The 15,417-nt window shown below is 75.3% G+C and carries 17 protein-coding genes; 10 read left to right on the top strand and 7 right to left on the bottom strand.

Going from position 1 to position 15,417, the window contains the following annotated elements; genetic code table 11:
- Nucleotides 1–122: 122 nt before the first annotated feature.
- From ACFQ80_RS18615 to ACFQ80_RS18605, 3 genes are all read right to left on the bottom strand, one after another.
- Nucleotides 123–860, bottom strand: coding sequence for a lytic polysaccharide monooxygenase (locus tag ACFQ80_RS18615; protein ID WP_430564684.1), 738 nt, complete (start codon nt 858–860; stop codon nt 123–125).
- A gap of 143 nt (nt 861–1,003) precedes the next feature.
- Nucleotides 1,004–1,765, bottom strand: a complete 762-nt coding sequence (locus ACFQ80_RS18610; RefSeq protein ID WP_430564683.1) for a phosphotransferase — start codon at nt 1,763–1,765, stop codon at nt 1,004–1,006.
- A gap of 33 nt (nt 1,766–1,798) precedes the next feature.
- Nucleotides 1,799–2,788, bottom strand: a complete 990-nt coding sequence (locus ACFQ80_RS18605; protein WP_430564682.1) for a DMT family transporter — start codon at nt 2,786–2,788, stop codon at nt 1,799–1,801.
- A gap of 39 nt (nt 2,789–2,827) precedes the next feature.
- Between ACFQ80_RS18605 and ACFQ80_RS18600 the strand changes: the two genes are divergently transcribed.
- Nucleotides 2,828–3,361 carry a CGNR zinc finger domain-containing protein gene (locus tag ACFQ80_RS18600; RefSeq protein WP_430550319.1) on the top strand — a complete coding sequence of 178 codons (534 nt, stop codon included), beginning with the start codon at nt 2,828–2,830 and terminating at the stop codon, nt 3,359–3,361.
- A 130-nt stretch (nt 3,362–3,491) separates the two neighbouring features.
- The gene (locus ACFQ80_RS18595; protein WP_430564681.1) at nt 3,492–3,944 is read left to right on the top strand and encodes a peptidoglycan-binding protein; all 453 of its coding nucleotides are present in this window, start codon (nt 3,492–3,494) and stop codon (nt 3,942–3,944) included.
- Between the two features lie 17 nt (nt 3,945–3,961).
- Here the strand turns inward: ACFQ80_RS18595 and ACFQ80_RS18590 are convergent, their stop codons facing one another.
- Nucleotides 3,962–4,900: a 3-methyladenine DNA glycosylase gene (locus ACFQ80_RS18590; protein WP_430564680.1), complete on the bottom strand. Its 939-nt coding sequence runs from the start codon at nt 4,898–4,900 to the stop codon at nt 3,962–3,964.
- A 55-nt stretch (nt 4,901–4,955) separates the two neighbouring features.
- Here ACFQ80_RS18590 and ACFQ80_RS18585 point away from each other — a divergent pair, with 55 nt between their 5' ends.
- Nucleotides 4,956–5,810, top strand: coding sequence for a PhzF family phenazine biosynthesis protein (locus tag ACFQ80_RS18585; protein WP_430564679.1), 855 nt, complete (start codon nt 4,956–4,958; stop codon nt 5,808–5,810).
- A gap of 21 nt (nt 5,811–5,831) precedes the next feature.
- Here ACFQ80_RS18585 and ACFQ80_RS18580 read toward each other — a convergent pair whose 3' ends face one another.
- On the bottom strand, nt 5,832–6,737 hold the full coding sequence (locus ACFQ80_RS18580) for a fructosamine kinase family protein (RefSeq protein ID WP_430564678.1): 906 nt from the start codon (nt 6,735–6,737) through the stop codon (nt 5,832–5,834).
- Nucleotides 6,738–6,842: 105 nt separating this feature from the next.
- Nucleotides 6,843–7,787 carry a GlxA family transcriptional regulator gene (locus ACFQ80_RS18575; protein ID WP_430564677.1) on the bottom strand — a complete coding sequence of 315 codons (945 nt, stop codon included), beginning with the start codon at nt 7,785–7,787 and terminating at the stop codon, nt 6,843–6,845.
- A gap of 70 nt (nt 7,788–7,857) precedes the next feature.
- Between ACFQ80_RS18575 and ACFQ80_RS18570 the strand changes: the two genes are divergently transcribed.
- Nucleotides 7,858–8,904 carry a saccharopine dehydrogenase family protein gene (locus tag ACFQ80_RS18570; protein ID WP_430564676.1) on the top strand — a complete coding sequence of 349 codons (1,047 nt, stop codon included), beginning with the start codon at nt 7,858–7,860 and terminating at the stop codon, nt 8,902–8,904.
- On the opposite strand, the gene ACFQ80_RS18565 is transcribed toward ACFQ80_RS18570, so the two are convergent.
- The gene (locus ACFQ80_RS18565; protein ID WP_430564675.1) at nt 8,852–10,054 is read right to left on the bottom strand and encodes a heparan-alpha-glucosaminide N-acetyltransferase domain-containing protein; all 1,203 of its coding nucleotides are present in this window, start codon (nt 10,052–10,054) and stop codon (nt 8,852–8,854) included. The two genes, ACFQ80_RS18570 and ACFQ80_RS18565, sit on opposite strands and share 53 nt — an antisense overlap.
- 91 nt (nt 10,055–10,145) lie before the next feature.
- Here ACFQ80_RS18565 and ACFQ80_RS18560 point away from each other — a divergent pair, with 91 nt between their 5' ends.
- The 6 genes from ACFQ80_RS18560 to ACFQ80_RS18535 all read left to right on the top strand — a co-directional run bounded on the left by ACFQ80_RS18560 (nt 10,146) and on the right by ACFQ80_RS18535 (nt 15,415).
- On the top strand, nt 10,146–11,057 hold the full coding sequence (locus tag ACFQ80_RS18560) for a class I SAM-dependent methyltransferase (protein ID WP_430550311.1): 912 nt from the start codon (nt 10,146–10,148) through the stop codon (nt 11,055–11,057).
- A 55-nt stretch (nt 11,058–11,112) separates the two neighbouring features.
- The gene (locus ACFQ80_RS18555; protein ID WP_430550310.1) at nt 11,113–11,895 is read left to right on the top strand and encodes a fumarylacetoacetate hydrolase family protein; all 783 of its coding nucleotides are present in this window, start codon (nt 11,113–11,115) and stop codon (nt 11,893–11,895) included.
- Between the two features lies 1 nt (nt 11,896).
- A complete protein-coding gene (locus ACFQ80_RS18550) occupies nt 11,897–12,448 on the top strand; it encodes an NUDIX hydrolase (RefSeq protein ID WP_430564674.1) in 552 nt (183 codons plus the stop codon).
- Between the two features lie 62 nt (nt 12,449–12,510).
- The gene (locus ACFQ80_RS18545; protein ID WP_430564673.1) at nt 12,511–13,158 is read left to right on the top strand and encodes a nitroreductase; all 648 of its coding nucleotides are present in this window, start codon (nt 12,511–12,513) and stop codon (nt 13,156–13,158) included.
- A 62-nt stretch (nt 13,159–13,220) separates the two neighbouring features.
- Nucleotides 13,221–14,678 carry a glutamate--tRNA ligase gene (gene gltX / locus ACFQ80_RS18540; RefSeq protein ID WP_430564672.1) on the top strand — a complete coding sequence of 486 codons (1,458 nt, stop codon included), beginning with the start codon at nt 13,221–13,223 and terminating at the stop codon, nt 14,676–14,678.
- Nucleotides 14,675–15,415, top strand: a complete 741-nt coding sequence (locus ACFQ80_RS18535; protein ID WP_430564671.1) for an HAD family hydrolase — start codon at nt 14,675–14,677, stop codon at nt 15,413–15,415. The genes gltX and ACFQ80_RS18535 overlap by 4 nt, the downstream gene beginning before the upstream one ends.
- The last annotated feature ends 2 nt before the right edge of the window (nt 15,416–15,417 follow it).

Here is a 15,417-nt window from a genome sequence, read left to right as displayed (position 1 = left end):
TCTCAATCCCCTCGTCCCCGTGGGGGGGGGGGGGGGGGGGGGGGGGGGGCCGGGGGGGGGGGGGGGGGGGGGGGGGGGGGGGCGGGGCCCCCCCCCCCGCCACCGTCAGGACGTGGTGGCCGTCAGCAGGCGCCGAGGTCGGTCCAGACCGCCCACTGGCCGGCCGCGGACGACGGGGTGTCGCCCTGGGTCCACCACTTGGCCTGGTACGCGCGACCCTCGTAGGAGACCTTCGTGCCGCCCGTGTAGGCGGACGACGGGTTCCAGGCCGCGTCCTCGCAGTCGCCCGGCTCGACCGGCGGGTCGGTCGGGTCCACCGGCGGGTCGGTCGGCTCGACCATCCCGCCCTCGCCGACGGTCACGTCGACGCACGCGTAGAACGCGTTGACGGTGTCGGCGACGTTCCAGCGGGCGAGGATGGTGTGGTCGCCGGCCGGCAGGTTCTCCAGCGTGTGGCTGACGACGGCCTCCGGCTTGGCGCCCTTGTCGTCGAAGGTGCGGTGCAGGGTGCCGTCGACGAAGTACTCCCACGTCGAGGTGGCGTGGCGGGCCGTGATCTGCCACTTCATCGTGACGCTGTTGCCGATCGTGGTGCGGGGCCAGGGCTTCGACTCGTCGTCGAGGACGGCGAAGCCGCTGCCGCCGGAGCACTGCATGGAGCCCTTGGGCGCCTCGACGCTCTGGGGCTCGTACTTGATGCTGCCGCAGTCGAAGGACAGGGAACCGCCGGCGCACAGGTCCTGGCGGCTCGGCGGGTTGGTCACCCAGCCGTGGGCGGACGCCGCGGGTGCCGCCGCGAGGGGCGCCAGGAGCGCGGCGACCCCGACGGCCGCGGCGAGGAGGGTGGAACGAAGACGCATCGTTGCTTCTCCTGTGTTCGTGAGGAAACTGGACAAATTCGACGCTACGGCGTCGGTCCGGTCCGCACATCAGGGGAACCGCGTCATCTGGCCGTGATCCGACCGGACGGTCGTACGGGGTTACCCGTACGACCGGACACGTGTCAGCCGAGGTCCCACAGGCGCCGGTAGAAGGCGATGCGCCCGGCGTCGGGCGCGATGCCGTAGCCCTCGAAGAAGGCGGGCTCGTGGCCGTCGCCGTAGTTCCACTCCAGGCTGTAGCTCGCCACCGCGAGGTCGGCCCAGCGGTCCGCGACGCCGAGCGCGTCGAGGTCGACGTGCGCGGTCCAGCGCCCGCCGTCGTCGAGCAGCGTGTTGGGGGCGCACGGGTCGCCGTGGCAGACGACGAGCCGGTCGACGGCGGGGACGTCGCCCACGCGCGTGCGGGCGGCGGGGGAGAGGCGGGAGACCCGGTCCGCGACGCCCCACGAGAACGGGCAGTCGTCGACCGGGAGCGCGTCGTGCATCGCCCGCAGCCCGGCGCCGATCGCGCGCGCCGCCGTCCCCGGGTGCGCGAGCCAGCGCGGGTCGACGGCGGACCGGCCCGGGATGCCCTCGGTGAGCAGCCAGGCGCCGGTGTCGTCGGTGCCGCGGTCGAGGACGTGCGGCACCGGCGTGTACCGGCCCGCCCACGCGAGGCGCTCGGCCTCGGCGTCGAGGTCGAGCTCCGGCGTGCCGGCGGGGACCCACTTGACGTAGCGCTCGGCGCCGGGCCGCTCGCCACCGGGGCCGGCCGAGAGGCGGAACGTGAGGCCGCCGAGCTCGTTGCGCCACACGGGCGTCACGTCGTCGTCGCCGGCGAGCACGCGCACCCGCTCGGGAACGGCGACGGGGTCGGAGGGGGCGGCGGCGAGGACGCGGGACATGGGGTGATCCTCGCAGCCGGCGCCCGCCGCGGCCTACGGCTTTCCGGCCGGCTCGGTCGTCGGTTCGACCGTGGGCGGCGTGCGCCGGGTCGCGGCCTCGCCCTGCTGCACGACGACGACCCCCGCCAGCACCAGCAGCCCGCCGACCAGCTGGACGGGTCGCGGCAGCTCGCCCAGGAACACCCACGCGAAGAACACGGCGCTGACCACCTCGAGGAGCCCGACGAAGGACGCCGGCCGCGCGCCGAGGCGTCGTCCGGCCGCGACGCCGGTGACGTAGGCGATCCCGGCGGTCACCACCCCGAGGGCGGCGAGCACCGCCCAGGCGGGCACGACGGCGTCGGCGAGGGTCACGGGGTCGGCGGACAGCGTCACCGGCATGACGCCGACGGCACCGAGCAGCCCGAGCAGCACGGCGCCCACCACGAGGCCGCCCGCCGCGAGGCTCAGGGGCGGCAGCCCGGTGTCGGTGCGGGCGTTGAGGAGGAAGTACGCGGAGACGCCCACCATCGCGCCGAGCGCCCAGGCGACGCCCACCGGGTCGAGGCGGGCCCCGGCGAGGTCGAGCACGAGGACGAGGCCCGCGGCGGCGAGCGCGATGCCGGCGATCGTCGTCCGGCCCGGGCGCTGGCCGTGCCGCATCCACAGCCAGGCGACGACGGCGGCAGGCGAGGAGTACTCGATGAGCAGCGCCGGACCCACCTGCATGTGCTGCACGGCGGCGAAGTAGCAGAACTGCGTGGCCGCGACGCCGAGCGCGCCGTAGGCGAGCAGCAGCCGCAGGTTGCGGCGCACGGGGGACCAGTCGCCGCGCAGGGCGACGACGCCGAACGGCAGGACGACGAGCGCCCCGACCGCGACCCGCACCAGCACGACGGCGCCCGGGCTCCACCCGGTGGCGAAGAGGCCGGCGGCGAGCGGGCCGGAGAGGCTGAACGTCACGGCGGAGACGACCGCGAGGGCGAGGCCCGCGCCGAGGCCGGTGCGCGCCGTCGCGCGGGCGTCATGTGTCATCTCTGCCATGGCTCATGACGCTACGACCGCGTGGAGTAACGTGTCAACATGCCGTTCGCTCATGACACCGTGGCGGAGCTCCGGGCGGCCGTCGCCCTCGTGAACTCGGGCGAGCCGCCCGAGACCCTCGAGACCACCGCCGACCTCGACGCCTTCTTCCGGGAGCACGAGTACACCGGCCGTCACGACGGCACCGCCGAGGAGCTCGACCAGGTGCGCGCGCTGCGGCCCCGGCTCCGGGCGCTGCTCCTCGCCGACCGCGACGACGCGGCGGGTCTGGTCAACGACCTGCTCGCCGGCGTGCCCGTCCACCCGCGCCTCGTGCGGCACTCGGGGGAGGACTGGCACGTCCACGCGACCGCCGACGACGCCCCGCTCGCCACCCGCATCGTCGTCGAGACCGCCATGGCGATGATCGACCTCATCCGCGACGACGAGCTCTCCCGCCTCGCGGTGTGCGCCGACGCCGACTGCCAGGGGCTGGTGCTGGACCTGTCGCGCAACCGCTCGCGGCGGTACTGCTCCACCGCGTGCACCAACCGCAACGCCCAGGCCGCGCTGCGGGCCCGCCGCTCCGCCTGAGGCCACGGGCACACGGGCGACGTCTCTGGTCGACGTATCTGCCGTTGCGCGCCGCGCTCCCTCCCCGCGAGGGCGCCAGGCTTTCCCGGGGCGACGACCCGCCCGGCCCGGCCCCACGAAGGAGGCGGCCATGTCCGTCACGACGAGCAAGGCCCTCGACCCCTGGCCGGTCGTCCGCCCCGGTGACCGGTTCCACCCCGTCGGCACGCTGCAGCACCTGCTCAACGAGCACGGGCACGACCTCGAGGTGGACGAGACGTTCGGCCCGCTCACCGAGGCCGCCGTGCGGGCCTCCCAGCGCGACTTCGGCCTCGAGGTCGACGGCGTCGTCGGGCCCAGGACCTGGGGCGCGATCGTCGTCACCGTGCGCCTCGGCAGCCGCGGTCACGCCGTCCGCGGGGCGCAGTCCGAGCTCGACGTCCGCGTCGGCCTCGACCTCGTGGTCGACGGGGTCTTCGGGCCGAGGACCGAGAGCGCGGTGCGCGAGTTCCAGCGGGCGCTGTCGGCGTTCGGCGTCCTCGTCGACGGCGTCGTGGGGCCCGTGACGTGGCGTGCCCTGGTCAGCGGGATGGTCTCCGACTGACCGCCTCGCCGCCGTCGTCAACCGGCGGCGCCCGCCAGGAGCAGGTCGCACACCGCGACCAGGCGCGCGCGCAGCTCCTGCCCGCGCGCGGCGAACCCGCGCTGGCGGCGCACGTACTCCGCCTTGCCCTCCGGCGTCTCGATCGGCACGGCCTCGACGCCGTAGGACGAGACGTCGTACGGGGCCGCGGCCATGTCGGTGTACCGGATGTCGCGGGCGAGCTCGAACGCGTCCAGCAGCAGGTCGCCGGGGACGGCGGGCCCGAGCTTGAGCGCCCACTTGTACAGGTCCATCCCGGCGTGCAGGCAGCCGGGCTGCTCCATCGACGGCTGGCGCTCGCGGGTGGGGCGCAGCTGGTTGCGGCCGGCGGCCTCGGGCGTGAAGAACCGGTAGGCGTCGAAGTGCGAGCAGCCGATGCGGTGCGACTCGACGACGGCGTCCGTGCCGTCGTGGCCCAGCCGCAGCGGCAGCGGGTGGCGGTGGTCGCGCCCCGCCGCGCGGTCGCGGTACACCATCGCCCACTCGTGCAGGCCGAAGCAGCCGAACGTCCCGGGTCGCCCGGCGGTGGCGGACACGAGCGCGCGGACGTAGCGGACGGTGTCGCCACGGTCGGCCACGAAGGCGTCGACGTCGAGCGTCGCGCCGTGCGTACCGCCGTCGTCGCCCCGCAGCTGCGTCTCGCGGTACCAGCGCCACCCGGCGTGCTCGGCGGCGTCCGCGAGGACCACGCCCGGTCCCGGGTGCCAGCGGCGCAGGTGGCTCACGCGCGTGGGGTAGTACGTGAACAGGAAGTCCTCGATCGCGTGCGTCGAGCCCTCGTCGCGGGCGGCGCGCCACACCGCGGTCAGCGCGTCGGCCCGGGCGGCGTGCGCGGCGGCCAGCGGCTCCCACGCCTCGCGCGGCACGACGGTGTCGGCGGAGGTCACCGCCGGGGCGTCGAGGGTCGTCGTGCGCATCCCACCAGGGTACGAGCGCGGCGAGCACCCCCCTCACCGGGCTAGCGTGTGACTCGTGCCGCACACCCACGACTTCCGTCAGGTCGACGTCTTCGCCACCGGCCCGCTCACCGGCAACCCGGTGGCCGTGGTGCACGACGCCGACGGCCTCGACGACGCGCAGATGGCCGCCTTCGCGCGGTGGACCAACCTGTCCGAGACCACGTTCCTGCTGCGTCCCACCACGCCCGACGCCGACTACCGGCTCCGCATCTGGACGCCCGGGGGCGAGCTGCCCTTCGCCGGCCACCCCACGCTCGGCACCGCGCACGCGTGGCTCGAGGCGGGCGGGGTGCCCCGCTCCGCGGACCACGTCGTCCAGGAGTGCGGCGTCGGGCTCGTCACGGTCCGGCGCGAGCCCGACGGGGGCGGCGACCGGCTCGCGTTCGCCGCGCCGCCGCTGCGACGCTCCGGCGCGGTCGGGCCGGAGGACCTCGCGCAGATCGCGCGCGGCCTGCGGGTGAGCGTGGCCCAGATCGAGGACGCGGCGTGGGTGGACAACGGCCCGGGCTGGGTCGCCGCCCGGCTGGCGGACGCCGCGGCGGTGCTCGCCGTCGAGCCGGACTTCGCCGCGTTCGGCGGGCTGAAGATCGGCGTCGTCGGCACCTACGGGCCGGGCGAGTCGGACGCCGCGGTCGAGGTGCGCGCGTTCGTGCCCGACATCGGCGTGGCCGAGGACCCCGTGACCGGCAGCCTCAACGCCGGGCTCGGGCAGTGGCTCGCGGGCGGCCTGCTGCCGCCGTCGTACGTCGCTTCGCAGGGCACCGCCCTCGGGCGCCGCGGCCGCGTGCACGTGCGCCGCGACGACCACGGTGCCGTGTGGGTGGGCGGGGACGCGGTCACGACGATCGTCGGCACCGTCACCCTCTGACGGCGGCGCCCTGACCGGGCGTCAGCCCCGGCGCCGGAACGGGGCGAGCGTGGCCCGCACCTGCTCGGCGGCGCCCCAGTCGTCGTCGAACTGCGCGACGACGGCGAGGTGCTGGCGCAGCTGCAGGATCGGCATGCGGTCGCGCCACCCGCGATCGAGCCCGGTGAGCTCCGCGTACCGGTCGAAGAACCCCCGGGACTCGGGCGGCGGTGCCGTCGTCCAGAGGTGGGCGAGGTCGACCTCTGCCCACGTGTACGACACCGCGGGGTCGATCAGCGCGGGCCGACCGTCGGCGGTCGCGAGGACGTTCTGCGCCCACAGGTCGCCGTGCGTCAGGCACGCGGGGCGGTCCGGCAGCAGCTCGGGGAGGCGGGCGCAGAGGTGCTCCAGGGCCACCCGGTCGGCGGGCCCGAGGGCGGCGTCGACCCGCGGCTCGCCGAGCCAGCGCAGCAGGCGGCTCCGGGCGAAGAAGGTGAACCCGTCGTCCGCCCAGGCGTTGTCCTGGCGGCGGCGGCCGAGCCAGTTGTCCCGGTGCCAGCCGAACCGGTCGTGGGTGGTGGCGTGCAGCCGGGCGAGCGCGTGCGCGAGCCGCTCCCAGAACTCCTCGTCGCGCGGGCGTGGGTGCAGCACCTCGAGGACGAGCAGGTCGCGGGCGGCGAGCACGACGTCGGGCGTGGCGACGCCGCCGAGCTCCCGCAGCGCCGCCAGGCCCTCGGCCTCGGCCGGGAAGGCGTCGTCGGACGGCGCGTCGTCGAACCCCTTGACGAACTCCTCGACGAACCCCTTGACGAACACCGCGGTGCCGTCGGCACGCCGGGCCAGGCCCGCGGTCGCGGCGAGGCCTCCGGTCGCCGGCTCGACGGAGACGACGTCGACGATGCCGGAGTCGTCGAGGCGGCGCCTCAGCAGCGCCATCGCGTCGGTCACGGTCGGCTCCTCTCGTCGTGCCCGGCATCCTGGCAGATCGGGCGCAGGAGACGGCGAGGCGATCCACCTCCGGCGGTGCCGGCGCCGCCCGCCGCTCCCGGTGGCTCAGCGGACGTGGAACGCGGCCCGGTATGCCGCGGGAGCGACCCCGACGCTGCGGTGGAAGTGTCGCCGGAGCGTGGCCGCGGTGCCGAGCCCCGAGCCGGCCGCGACCTGCTCGATCGACGCGTCGGTGCGTTCGAGGAGCTCCTGCGCTCGCGCGACCCGCTGCCGGTGCAGCCAGTCGAGCGGCCCGGACCCGACCTCGGCCTGCATGCGGCGGGCGAGCTGGCGGGTGCTGAGCCCGGCGTGCGCGGCGAGGTCGCGCACGGTCAGCGGCCGGTCGACCCGGGCGCGAGCCCATTCCAGCGTCGGGGCGAGCCCGGAGCCGGTGCGCGGGGAGGGCGGCGTCGCGACGAACTGGGCCTGGCCCCCGCTCCGGTGCGACGGGACGACCAGGCGGCGGGCGATGCCGTTGGCGGCCGCGGCCCCGAGGTCGCGGCGCACGAGGTGGAGGGCCAGATCGAGCGCGGCCGTCTTGCCGGCCGACGTGAGGACGTCGCCGTCGTCGACGTACAGGACGTCGGCGCGCACCCGGACCCGGGGGTAGCGGCGGGCGAGGTCGTCGGCGTGCACCCAGTGCGTGGCCGCCTCCCGGCCGTCGAGCAGACCGGCGGCCGCGAGGACGAAGGCGCCCGTGCACAGGGCGGCGATCGTGGCGCCGCCCCGCTGCGCGGTCCGGAGCGCGTCGAGCAGGAGCGGGTCCGGTGCGGCGCCGGGGTCGTCGGTCGACGTCACGACGACGCGGTCGACCCGGGACAGCTCGGTGTACGGGGCGGTCCGCGCGCCCGGCAGCCACGGGTGGGGCTCGCCGTCCGGCGTGCAGGCCACGAAGTCGTACCAGGCGCCGGCAGGGGAGAGCTCGGCGCGGTCGACGCCGAAGACCTCCGCGGCGATCGCCGTCTCGTACAGCATGCCGGTGTCGTGCAGGACCAGGGCGAGGCGCGGCATGTCCGAAACTGTACGCACCATGTCGTTCGGGACGCTCGTCGCGCGACGGCGCGGTGAGCAGGATCGAGCCATGCAGACACCTGAGGCAGTGATGGTCTACGGGGCCGGCGGGCACACGGGCGGCTTCGTCGTCGACGAGCTGGTCCGGCGCGGGCTGGCGCCCGTGCTCGCCGGCCGCGACGCCGAGCGCCTCGCGGGCGTCGCGTCGCGGTACCCCGGCCTCGACGTCCGGGCGGCGAGGGTGGACGACTCCGCCGCGCTGCGCGCCGCCCTGGACGGCGTCGCCGTGGTGGTGAACTGCGCCGGCCCGTTCCTCGACACCGCGCTGCCGCTGGCGGGCGCCGCGGTCGCGGCCGGGGCGCACTACCTCGACGTCACCGCCGAGCAGCCGGCGGTGCAGCAGCTCTACGAGGAGCTCGACGCGCCCGCCCGCGCCGCCGGGGTCGCCGTCGTCCCCGCCATGGCGTTCTACGGCGGTCTCGCCGACCTGCTCGTCACCGCCGCCCTGGAGGGAGCGCGGGACGCCGACGCCGTCGAGGTCGCCGTCGGGCTGGACCACTGGTGGCCCACGGCCGGCACCCGCGTCACGGGGGCACGGAACACCGCGACACGCCTGGTCGTCCGCGGCGGTCGCCTCGTGCCCCTCGCCGACCCCGCGCCGCCGGGCCGGTGGCGGTTCCCGGCGCCGCTGGGCGAGCAGCCCGTGGTCCGGCTGCCGTTCTCGGAGGTGCTCACCGTCACGCGCCACCTCGCCGTCGGGGAGCTCACCTCGTACCTGACGTCCGGGCCTCTCGAGGAGCTCCGCGACGAGCGGACGCCGCCCCCGACCGGCGGGGAGCGGTCGCCGCAGCAGTTCGTCGTCGACGTCGCCGTCCGGCGCGGCGCGACCGTGCGTCGGCTGGCCGCGGCGGGCCAGGACATCTACGCCGTCTCCGCCCCGATCCTCGCGGAGGGGGTGGTCCGGCTGCTGGCCGGGCGGCACCGGGGCGCCGGCGCCCTCGCCCCGGCCGAGGCCTTCGACGCGACGGACGTCCTCGCGGCCCTGGAGGCGCACCCTGCCGGGCTCACGACGACACGTCCGGCGGACGCGTCGGCGGACCTGCAGCCCGGTCGCTGACGGCGCCGACCAGGCGTTCGAGGGGGCCCCGGCCGAGCAGGAACCGCCACGCCGTCGCCGCGGCGAGCGTGACCAGCACCAGCACGACCAGGGGGCCGTTGGTGGTGGACCCGAGCAGGTCCCAGCGCCAGATGGCCACGATCTGGAGCGAGTACACGGTCAGCGCCATCGACCCGACCGCGGCCATCGGGGCCAGCGCCCACCGCCCGACCCGGCCGACGTGGAGGCACAGGCCCACGACCGCCGCCGCGAACCCGCCCGACGCGAGCACCTCGAACGTCGTGTCGTCGTGCGGGCCGTCGAGGAACAGCCCGGCGACGCCGGGCCACGGGTCGTCCCAGGCGAACGGCGGCGGGTCCACCGACTGCCGCGCCATGACCTGGGAGGACAGCACGACCTCCTCGCCGCCGGCGGCACCGACCGCCCAGGCGGACAGGAAGGAGAAGGCGCCCCACGCGGCCAGCCCGCCGAGCAGGAGCCCGCGGCGCAGGCGCGGCGAGCGCAGGTCGCAGCGCCCGATCGCCATCCCCGCGAGGACGTACGCCATCCAGACGACCGCGGGGTAGTGGCCGGTGAGCACGAAGTCGGTGACGGCGCCCGAGCCGTCGTGCGGCAGCCGTAGCCCGGCCCGCAGCAGCGCCTCCGGCCCCCAGTACGCGAGGAGCGGCCCGACGAGCGCGACCGCCGCGGCGAGCGCGAGGAGGCGCGGGGGCCGCCAGCGCAGGAACGGCAGCGCGAGCACGAAGTAGCAGGCGTAGAAGCCCAGGATGAGGGCGACACGTGTCCCGAGGAGGTCGAGCAGCGCCACGACCACGAGGAGCAGCGCGGCCCGCACGAGCAGGCGGAGGCGCGCCCGCCGCAGCGGATCGCCGTCAAGGGTCCGCGGCCCGCCGGTGACGATCGCGACGGAGACGCCGGCGACCAGGGCGAACAGGATCGACGAGTGCCCGTGCGACAGGTCGAGCAGCCACCAGGCGGGCCCGGCGTCGGGCGTCGTCACGCCCACGTGGGCGGTGAACATGCCCAGGACGGCGATCCCGCGGGCGACGTCGACGCCCGGGACGCGGCCCGGGCCGCCGCCGAGGCGGCGCAGACCCGCGCGCACCCCGGCACGAAGACGGGAGGTCGGCGCGCCTGTGGCCGCGGTCATGGCGCGATGATGCCACCGCCTCGTGGCGCGCGTCGTCCCGGTGCGTGAGAACGTCGCGGCTTGCGGGCCGCGCGGTCACTACGGTAGGAGCATGAGTGACCTCAGCGCGGAGCCCGCACCCCAGGGCGACCCCGAACCCGCCGGTGCCGACCTCAACGACGCGATCGAGGCACCCAGCACGCACCACACGGTGCCCAGCAAGGAGTCCGAGTCGTACACCCACGGCCATCACGAGTCCGTGCTGCGCTCGCACCGTTCCCGCACGGCCCAGAACTCGGCCGGCTTCCTCGTACCGCACCTGCGCGACGACATGTCGCTGCTCGACGTCGGCTGCGGCCCCGGCACCGTGACCGCCGACTTCGCCCGGATCCTCGCCGGCGGCGAGGTCGTGGGCGTGGACGCCAGCCCCAAGGTGCTCGAGGCGGCGCGCGAGCACGCCGAGGCGCTGGGCTACGGCAACGTCCGCTTCCAGCAGGCGAACGCCTACGAGCTGCCGTTCGCCGACGACTCGTTCGACGTCGTGTACGCGCACCAGCTGCTGCAGCACCTGTCCGACCCGGTCGCGGCGCTGCGCGAGATGAAGCGCGTCGCCAAGCCGGGCGGGATGGTCGCGGTGCGCGACGCCGACTACGCGGGTATGGCCTGGTACCCGGAGACCCCCGGGCTGACGGAGTGGAACGAGCTGTACCACGAGGTCACGCACGCGTACGGCTTCGAGCCCGACGCCGGTCGTCGGCTCATGTCGTGGGTGCAGGAGGCCGGGCTGGACGGCATCGTGCCGTCCGCGTCGTCGTGGTGCTACGCCACCCCGACCGACCGCCAGTGGTGGGGCGAGCTGTGGGCCGAGCGCTGCGTGGAGTCCAACTTCGCGGTCCAGGCCAAGGAGTCGGGCCTGGCCGACGACGTCGCGCTCGAGCAGATCGCGCAGGACTGGCAGGCGTGGGCGCAGGCGCCCGACGGCTGGTTCGCCATCCTGCACGGCGAGGTCCTCGCCCGCGCCTGACCGCACCCGACCGCGCCCGACCGCGGTGCGCACGCTCCCCGCGTAACCTGGGCGCGTGCGCATCGCGAGATTCACCACCGGAGACGACCCCCGCTTCGCCCTCGTCCAGCACGAGGGGGACAAGACGTTCCTCGCCGTCCTCGGCGGCGACCCGCTCTACATGCCGGCCATGCCGACGGGGGAGCGGATCGAGCTGGGCGACGGCGTCCGGCTGCTCGCCCCGGTGATCCCGCGCTCCAAGGTGGTCGCCGTCGGCAAGAACTACGCCGACCACGCCAAGGAGATGGGCGGCGAGGTGCCGGCTACGCCGCTGCTGTTCTTCAAGCCCAACACCGCCGTCGTCGGCCCCGACGACCCGGTGGTGCTGCCCGAGTTCACGCGCGAGGTCAGCTACGAGGCCGAGCTCGCCGTCGTGATCTCCAAGGTCACCAAGGACGTGGAGCCCGAGAACGTGCGGTCGTACGTCCTCGGCTACACGGTGGCCAACGACGTCACCGCCCGTGACGCGCAGCGCACCGACGGCCAGTGGGCCCGAGCCAAGGGCTTCGACACGTCCTGCCCGCTGGGCCCGTGGATCGACACCGACCTGAACCCCGAGGACGTCGCCGTGCGCTCCCGCGTCAACGGCGAGCTCAAGCAGGACGGCCGGACGTCCGACATGGTCTTCGACGTGCCGTTCCTCGTGTCGTACATCAGCAAGGCGATGACCCTGCTGCCGGGCGACGTCATCCTCACCGGCACCCCGGCCGGGGTCGGCCGCATCGACCACGGCGACCACGTGGAGTGCGAGGTCGAGGGCATCGGCGTCCTCGCCAACCCCGTCTTCCGCCGCGACTGAGGTGCCGGAACTCACCGACGACGCCCGGTCCGTGCTGCGGCGCATGGACCCGGCCGACCCGGGGCAGCGCGCCCTGCGGGACCGGTTCGTCGCGCACCTCGAGGCGCACCCCGACGGCGTGCTGCGCACCTGCCGCCCGGACCACGTCACCGCGTCCACCGTGGTGCTGTCGGCCGACGCCTCGCGCGTGCTGCTGACCCTGCACGCCAAGGCGGGCCGCTGGTTCCAGCTCGGCGGGCACGCGGAGCCCGGCGACGGCACGCTGCTCGCCGCGGCGCGGCGGGAGGCGGTCGAGGAGTCCGGCCTGGACGTCGACCTCGACCCCGTGCCCGTGCACCTCGACGAGCACGCCGTGCCGTTCTGCGGGCCGGACGGCGACGCGCACCACCTGGACGTGCGCTTCGTCGCCGTCGCGCCCGACGGCGCCCGGCACGCCGTGAGCGACGAGTCGCTCGACGTGCGGTGGTGGCCGGTCGACGACCTGCCGAACCCGGACCTCGCGGCCATGGTCGCCCTCGCCGTCGACCGCGTGCGGGTCACGGACCCGCGATGACCGCGCTCGCCGTCGGACCGTCCGCCGAGGACCGATCAGCCGAGGACTGAGGAGACCGGCGCGTGGACGTGTACGAGGCCGTGGACAGCCGCCGGGCGGTGCGGGCGTTCAGCGACGAGCCGGTGCCACGGGACGTGCTGCGGCGCGTCCTGACGGCGGCGACGAGGGCGCCGTCCAGCGGGAACCTCCAGCCGTGGCGCGTCTACGTCGTCACGGGAGGCCCGCTCGCCGAGCTCAAGCGGCGCGCGACCGCCCGGGCGCTCGCGGGCGACCCGGGCGACGAGCGGGAGTACCCCATGTACCCGGACGGGCTGCCCTCCCCGTACGTGGACCGCTTCGCCGCCGCGGCCGCCCAGCGGTACGCGGCGCTCGGCATCGAGCGCGACGACCCGGACCGGCCCCGGAGGATCGCCACCCTGAACTCCGGGGCGTTCGGGGCGCCGGCCGTCCTGTTCTGTTACCTCGACCGGTCGATGGGCCCCGGACAGTGGGCGGACGCCGGGATGTACCTGCAGACCGTCATGCTGCTGCTGCGGGCGGAGGGGGTGCACAGCTGCCCCCAGGTGTGTGGACGACGTACCGCACCACCGTCGGCGAGATCGTCGGGGCCGACGACGGGCAGGTGCTGCTCTGCGGCGTCTCGGTGGGGTACGAGAAGGACGGCGTGCCCCCGCTGCGGACCGGGCGCGCGGACCTCGGCGAGACCGTGAGCTTCGTCGGGGCGTGACCCGGCCGTCGTCGCGGCCCGTCCGCGGCGAACTACGCTGGCCCCGTGATCCCCGCAGCAGGCTCCTCCGCCGTCCGTGTCCGCTTCGCCCCGTCCCCGACGGGCATGTTCCACGTGGGCGGTGCCCGCTCCGCCCTGTTCAACTGGGCGGTCGCCAAGCAGCAGGGCGGCACGTTCGTGCTGCGCGTCGAGGACACCGACGCCGCGCGCAACAAGCCCGAGTGGGTGGACGGCATCCTGAACGCCCTCGCGGCGCTCGGCATGCACGCGGAGGACCCGACGTTCGAGGGCCCGTACTTCCAGTCGCAGAACGTCGAGAAGCACCGCGAGGCCTCGGCCCGCCTGTACGAGGCCGGCCGCGCCTACTACTGCGACTGCACCCGCGACGACGTCGCCGCCCGCACCGGCAACGCGCACTCCGGCTACGACGGCTTCTGCCGCGACCGCGGCCTCACCTACGAGCCGGGCCGGGCGCTGCGCTTCCGCACCCCCGACGAGGGCGAGACGCAGGTCGTCGACCTCATCCGCGGCAACCCGACCTTCCCGAACTCCGCGATGGAGGACTTCGTCGTCGCGCGCGGGGACGGCTCGCCCGTGTTCCTGCTCGCGAACGTCGTGGACGACCTCGACGAGGGCATCACGCACGTCATCCGCGGCGAGGAGCACCTGCCGAACACGCCCAAGCAGCAGCTCCTGTGGGAGGCGCTCGGCGCGCAGCCGCCCACGTGGGCCCACCTGCCCGTGATCGTCAACGAGAAGCGCCAGAAGCTCTCGAAGCGCCGCGACAAGGTCGCGCTCGAGGACTACCTCGCCGAGGGCTATCTGCCCGCTGCGATGGTCAACTACCTCATGCTGCTCGGCTGGGCGCCCGGCAACGACGAGGAGATCCTCCCGTTCGACGAGCTGGTCGAGCGGTTCCGCATCGAGGACGTCAACAGCGCGTCGGCGTTCTTCGACGTCAAGAAGCTGCTGTCGTTCAACGGCGAGTACATCCGCGCGATGTCCGTCGAGGACTTCGTCGCCGCCGTCGACCCGTGGCTGCACGCCCCGAAAGCGCCGTGGTCGGAGGAGCAGTTCGACGCCGCGGCCTTCGCCGAGGTCGCCCCGCTCGCGCAGTCGCGCGTCGCGCTGCTCGCCGACATCACCGACAACGTCGACTTCCTCTTCCTCGACGAGCCCGTCGAGGACGAGCGCTCGTGGGCCAAGGCGATGAAGGCCCCCGCCGCCGAGCTGCTCGCCGACGCCCGGACGGCGCTCGCGGACCTCGGGACCTGGGAGGCGGAGCCGCTCAAGGACCTCGTCACCACGGTGGGGGAGCAGCACGGCCTCAAGCTGGGCAAGGCGCAGGCTCCGGTGCGCGTCGCCGTCACCGGCCGCACGATCGGCCTGCCGCTCTTCGAGTCCCTCGAGGTGCTCGGCCGCGAGCGCACGCTCGCGCGCGTCGACGCGGCCCTGGCCCGCCTCGCCGCGGAGGCCGCGACGACCGACGGCGCGACCGCGTGACGGCGCTCGTCGACGGCGTCCTGCTCGACGTCGACGACACGCTCGTCGACACCAAGGGCGGGTTCGCCAAGGCCCTGACCGCCGTCGCCGTCGAGTACCTGCCGCACGTGCCGGCGGACCGCTATCCCGAGCTGCTGGCGCACTGGCGCACCGACCCGGGCGGCTACTACAAGCGCTTCACGCGCGGCGAGACGGACGCCCTCACGCAGCGCCGGCTGCGTGCCGACCTGCTGCACCGCACCTTCGGGGGCGAGCCGGTCACGGAGGACACGTTCGCCGACTGGGACGCGCTCTTCTGGGGCACGTTCGAGCGGTCGTGGGCGGCGTTCGACGACTCCGCGGCGGCCCTCGACGCGCTGCGGGGCTCCGGCGTCAGGATCGGCGTCGTGACGAACGCGTACACCGAGCTCCAGGAGCGCAAGCTGCGCGCCGCCGGCCTCGAGGGCGTCCCCGTGCTCGTGGGCGTGGACACGCTCGGCTACGGCAAGCCGCACCCCGACGTCTTCGTCGAGGGCGCCCGCCGCCTGGGCACCGACGTCGCGCGCACCGCGTACGTGGGCGACGAGCCCACCACCGACGCCCGCGCGGCCCGTGACGCCGGCCTCGTCGGCGTCTGGCTCGACCGTCCGGGCGCGCGCCGCGACGACGAGCACCACGTGGACGCCGACGCCCTGCGCGCCGACGGGATCGTCGTGCTGCCCGGCCTCGCCGGCCTGCCCGCCGCCCTCGGCCTCTGAGC

This window comes from Isoptericola sp. NPDC056578 (assembly GCF_042793275.1).
In the GTDB taxonomy this organism is placed as follows: Bacteria; Actinomycetota; Actinomycetes; order Actinomycetales; family Cellulomonadaceae; genus Isoptericola.
This window is presented reverse-complemented; position numbering and strand designations above follow the sequence as displayed.

Excerpts from the sequence above, each read along its gene's own strand:
- ACFQ80_RS18615 (WP_430564684.1), bottom strand. The coding sequence starts at position 860 with ATGCGTCTTCGTTCCACCCTCCTCGCCGCGGCCGTCGGGGTCGCCGCG.
- ACFQ80_RS18610 (WP_430564683.1), bottom strand. The coding sequence starts at position 1,765 with ATGTCCCGCGTCCTCGCCGCCGCCCCCTCCGACCCCGTCGCCGTTCCC.
- ACFQ80_RS18605 (WP_430564682.1), bottom strand. The coding sequence starts at position 2,788 with ATGGCAGAGATGACACATGACGCCCGCGCGACGGCGCGCACCGGCCTC.
- ACFQ80_RS18600 (WP_430550319.1), top strand. The coding sequence starts at position 2,828 with ATGCCGTTCGCTCATGACACCGTGGCGGAGCTCCGGGCGGCCGTCGCC.
- ACFQ80_RS18595 (WP_430564681.1), top strand. The coding sequence starts at position 3,492 with ATGTCCGTCACGACGAGCAAGGCCCTCGACCCCTGGCCGGTCGTCCGC.
- ACFQ80_RS18590 (WP_430564680.1), bottom strand. The coding sequence starts at position 4,900 with ATGCGCACGACGACCCTCGACGCCCCGGCGGTGACCTCCGCCGACACC.
- ACFQ80_RS18575 (WP_430564677.1), bottom strand. The coding sequence starts at position 7,787 with ATGCCGCGCCTCGCCCTGGTCCTGCACGACACCGGCATGCTGTACGAG.
- ACFQ80_RS18570 (WP_430564676.1), top strand. The coding sequence starts at position 7,858 with ATGCAGACACCTGAGGCAGTGATGGTCTACGGGGCCGGCGGGCACACG.
- ACFQ80_RS18565 (WP_430564675.1), bottom strand. The coding sequence starts at position 10,054 with ATGACCGCGGCCACAGGCGCGCCGACCTCCCGTCTTCGTGCCGGGGTG.
- ACFQ80_RS18560 (WP_430550311.1), top strand. The coding sequence starts at position 10,146 with ATGAGTGACCTCAGCGCGGAGCCCGCACCCCAGGGCGACCCCGAACCC.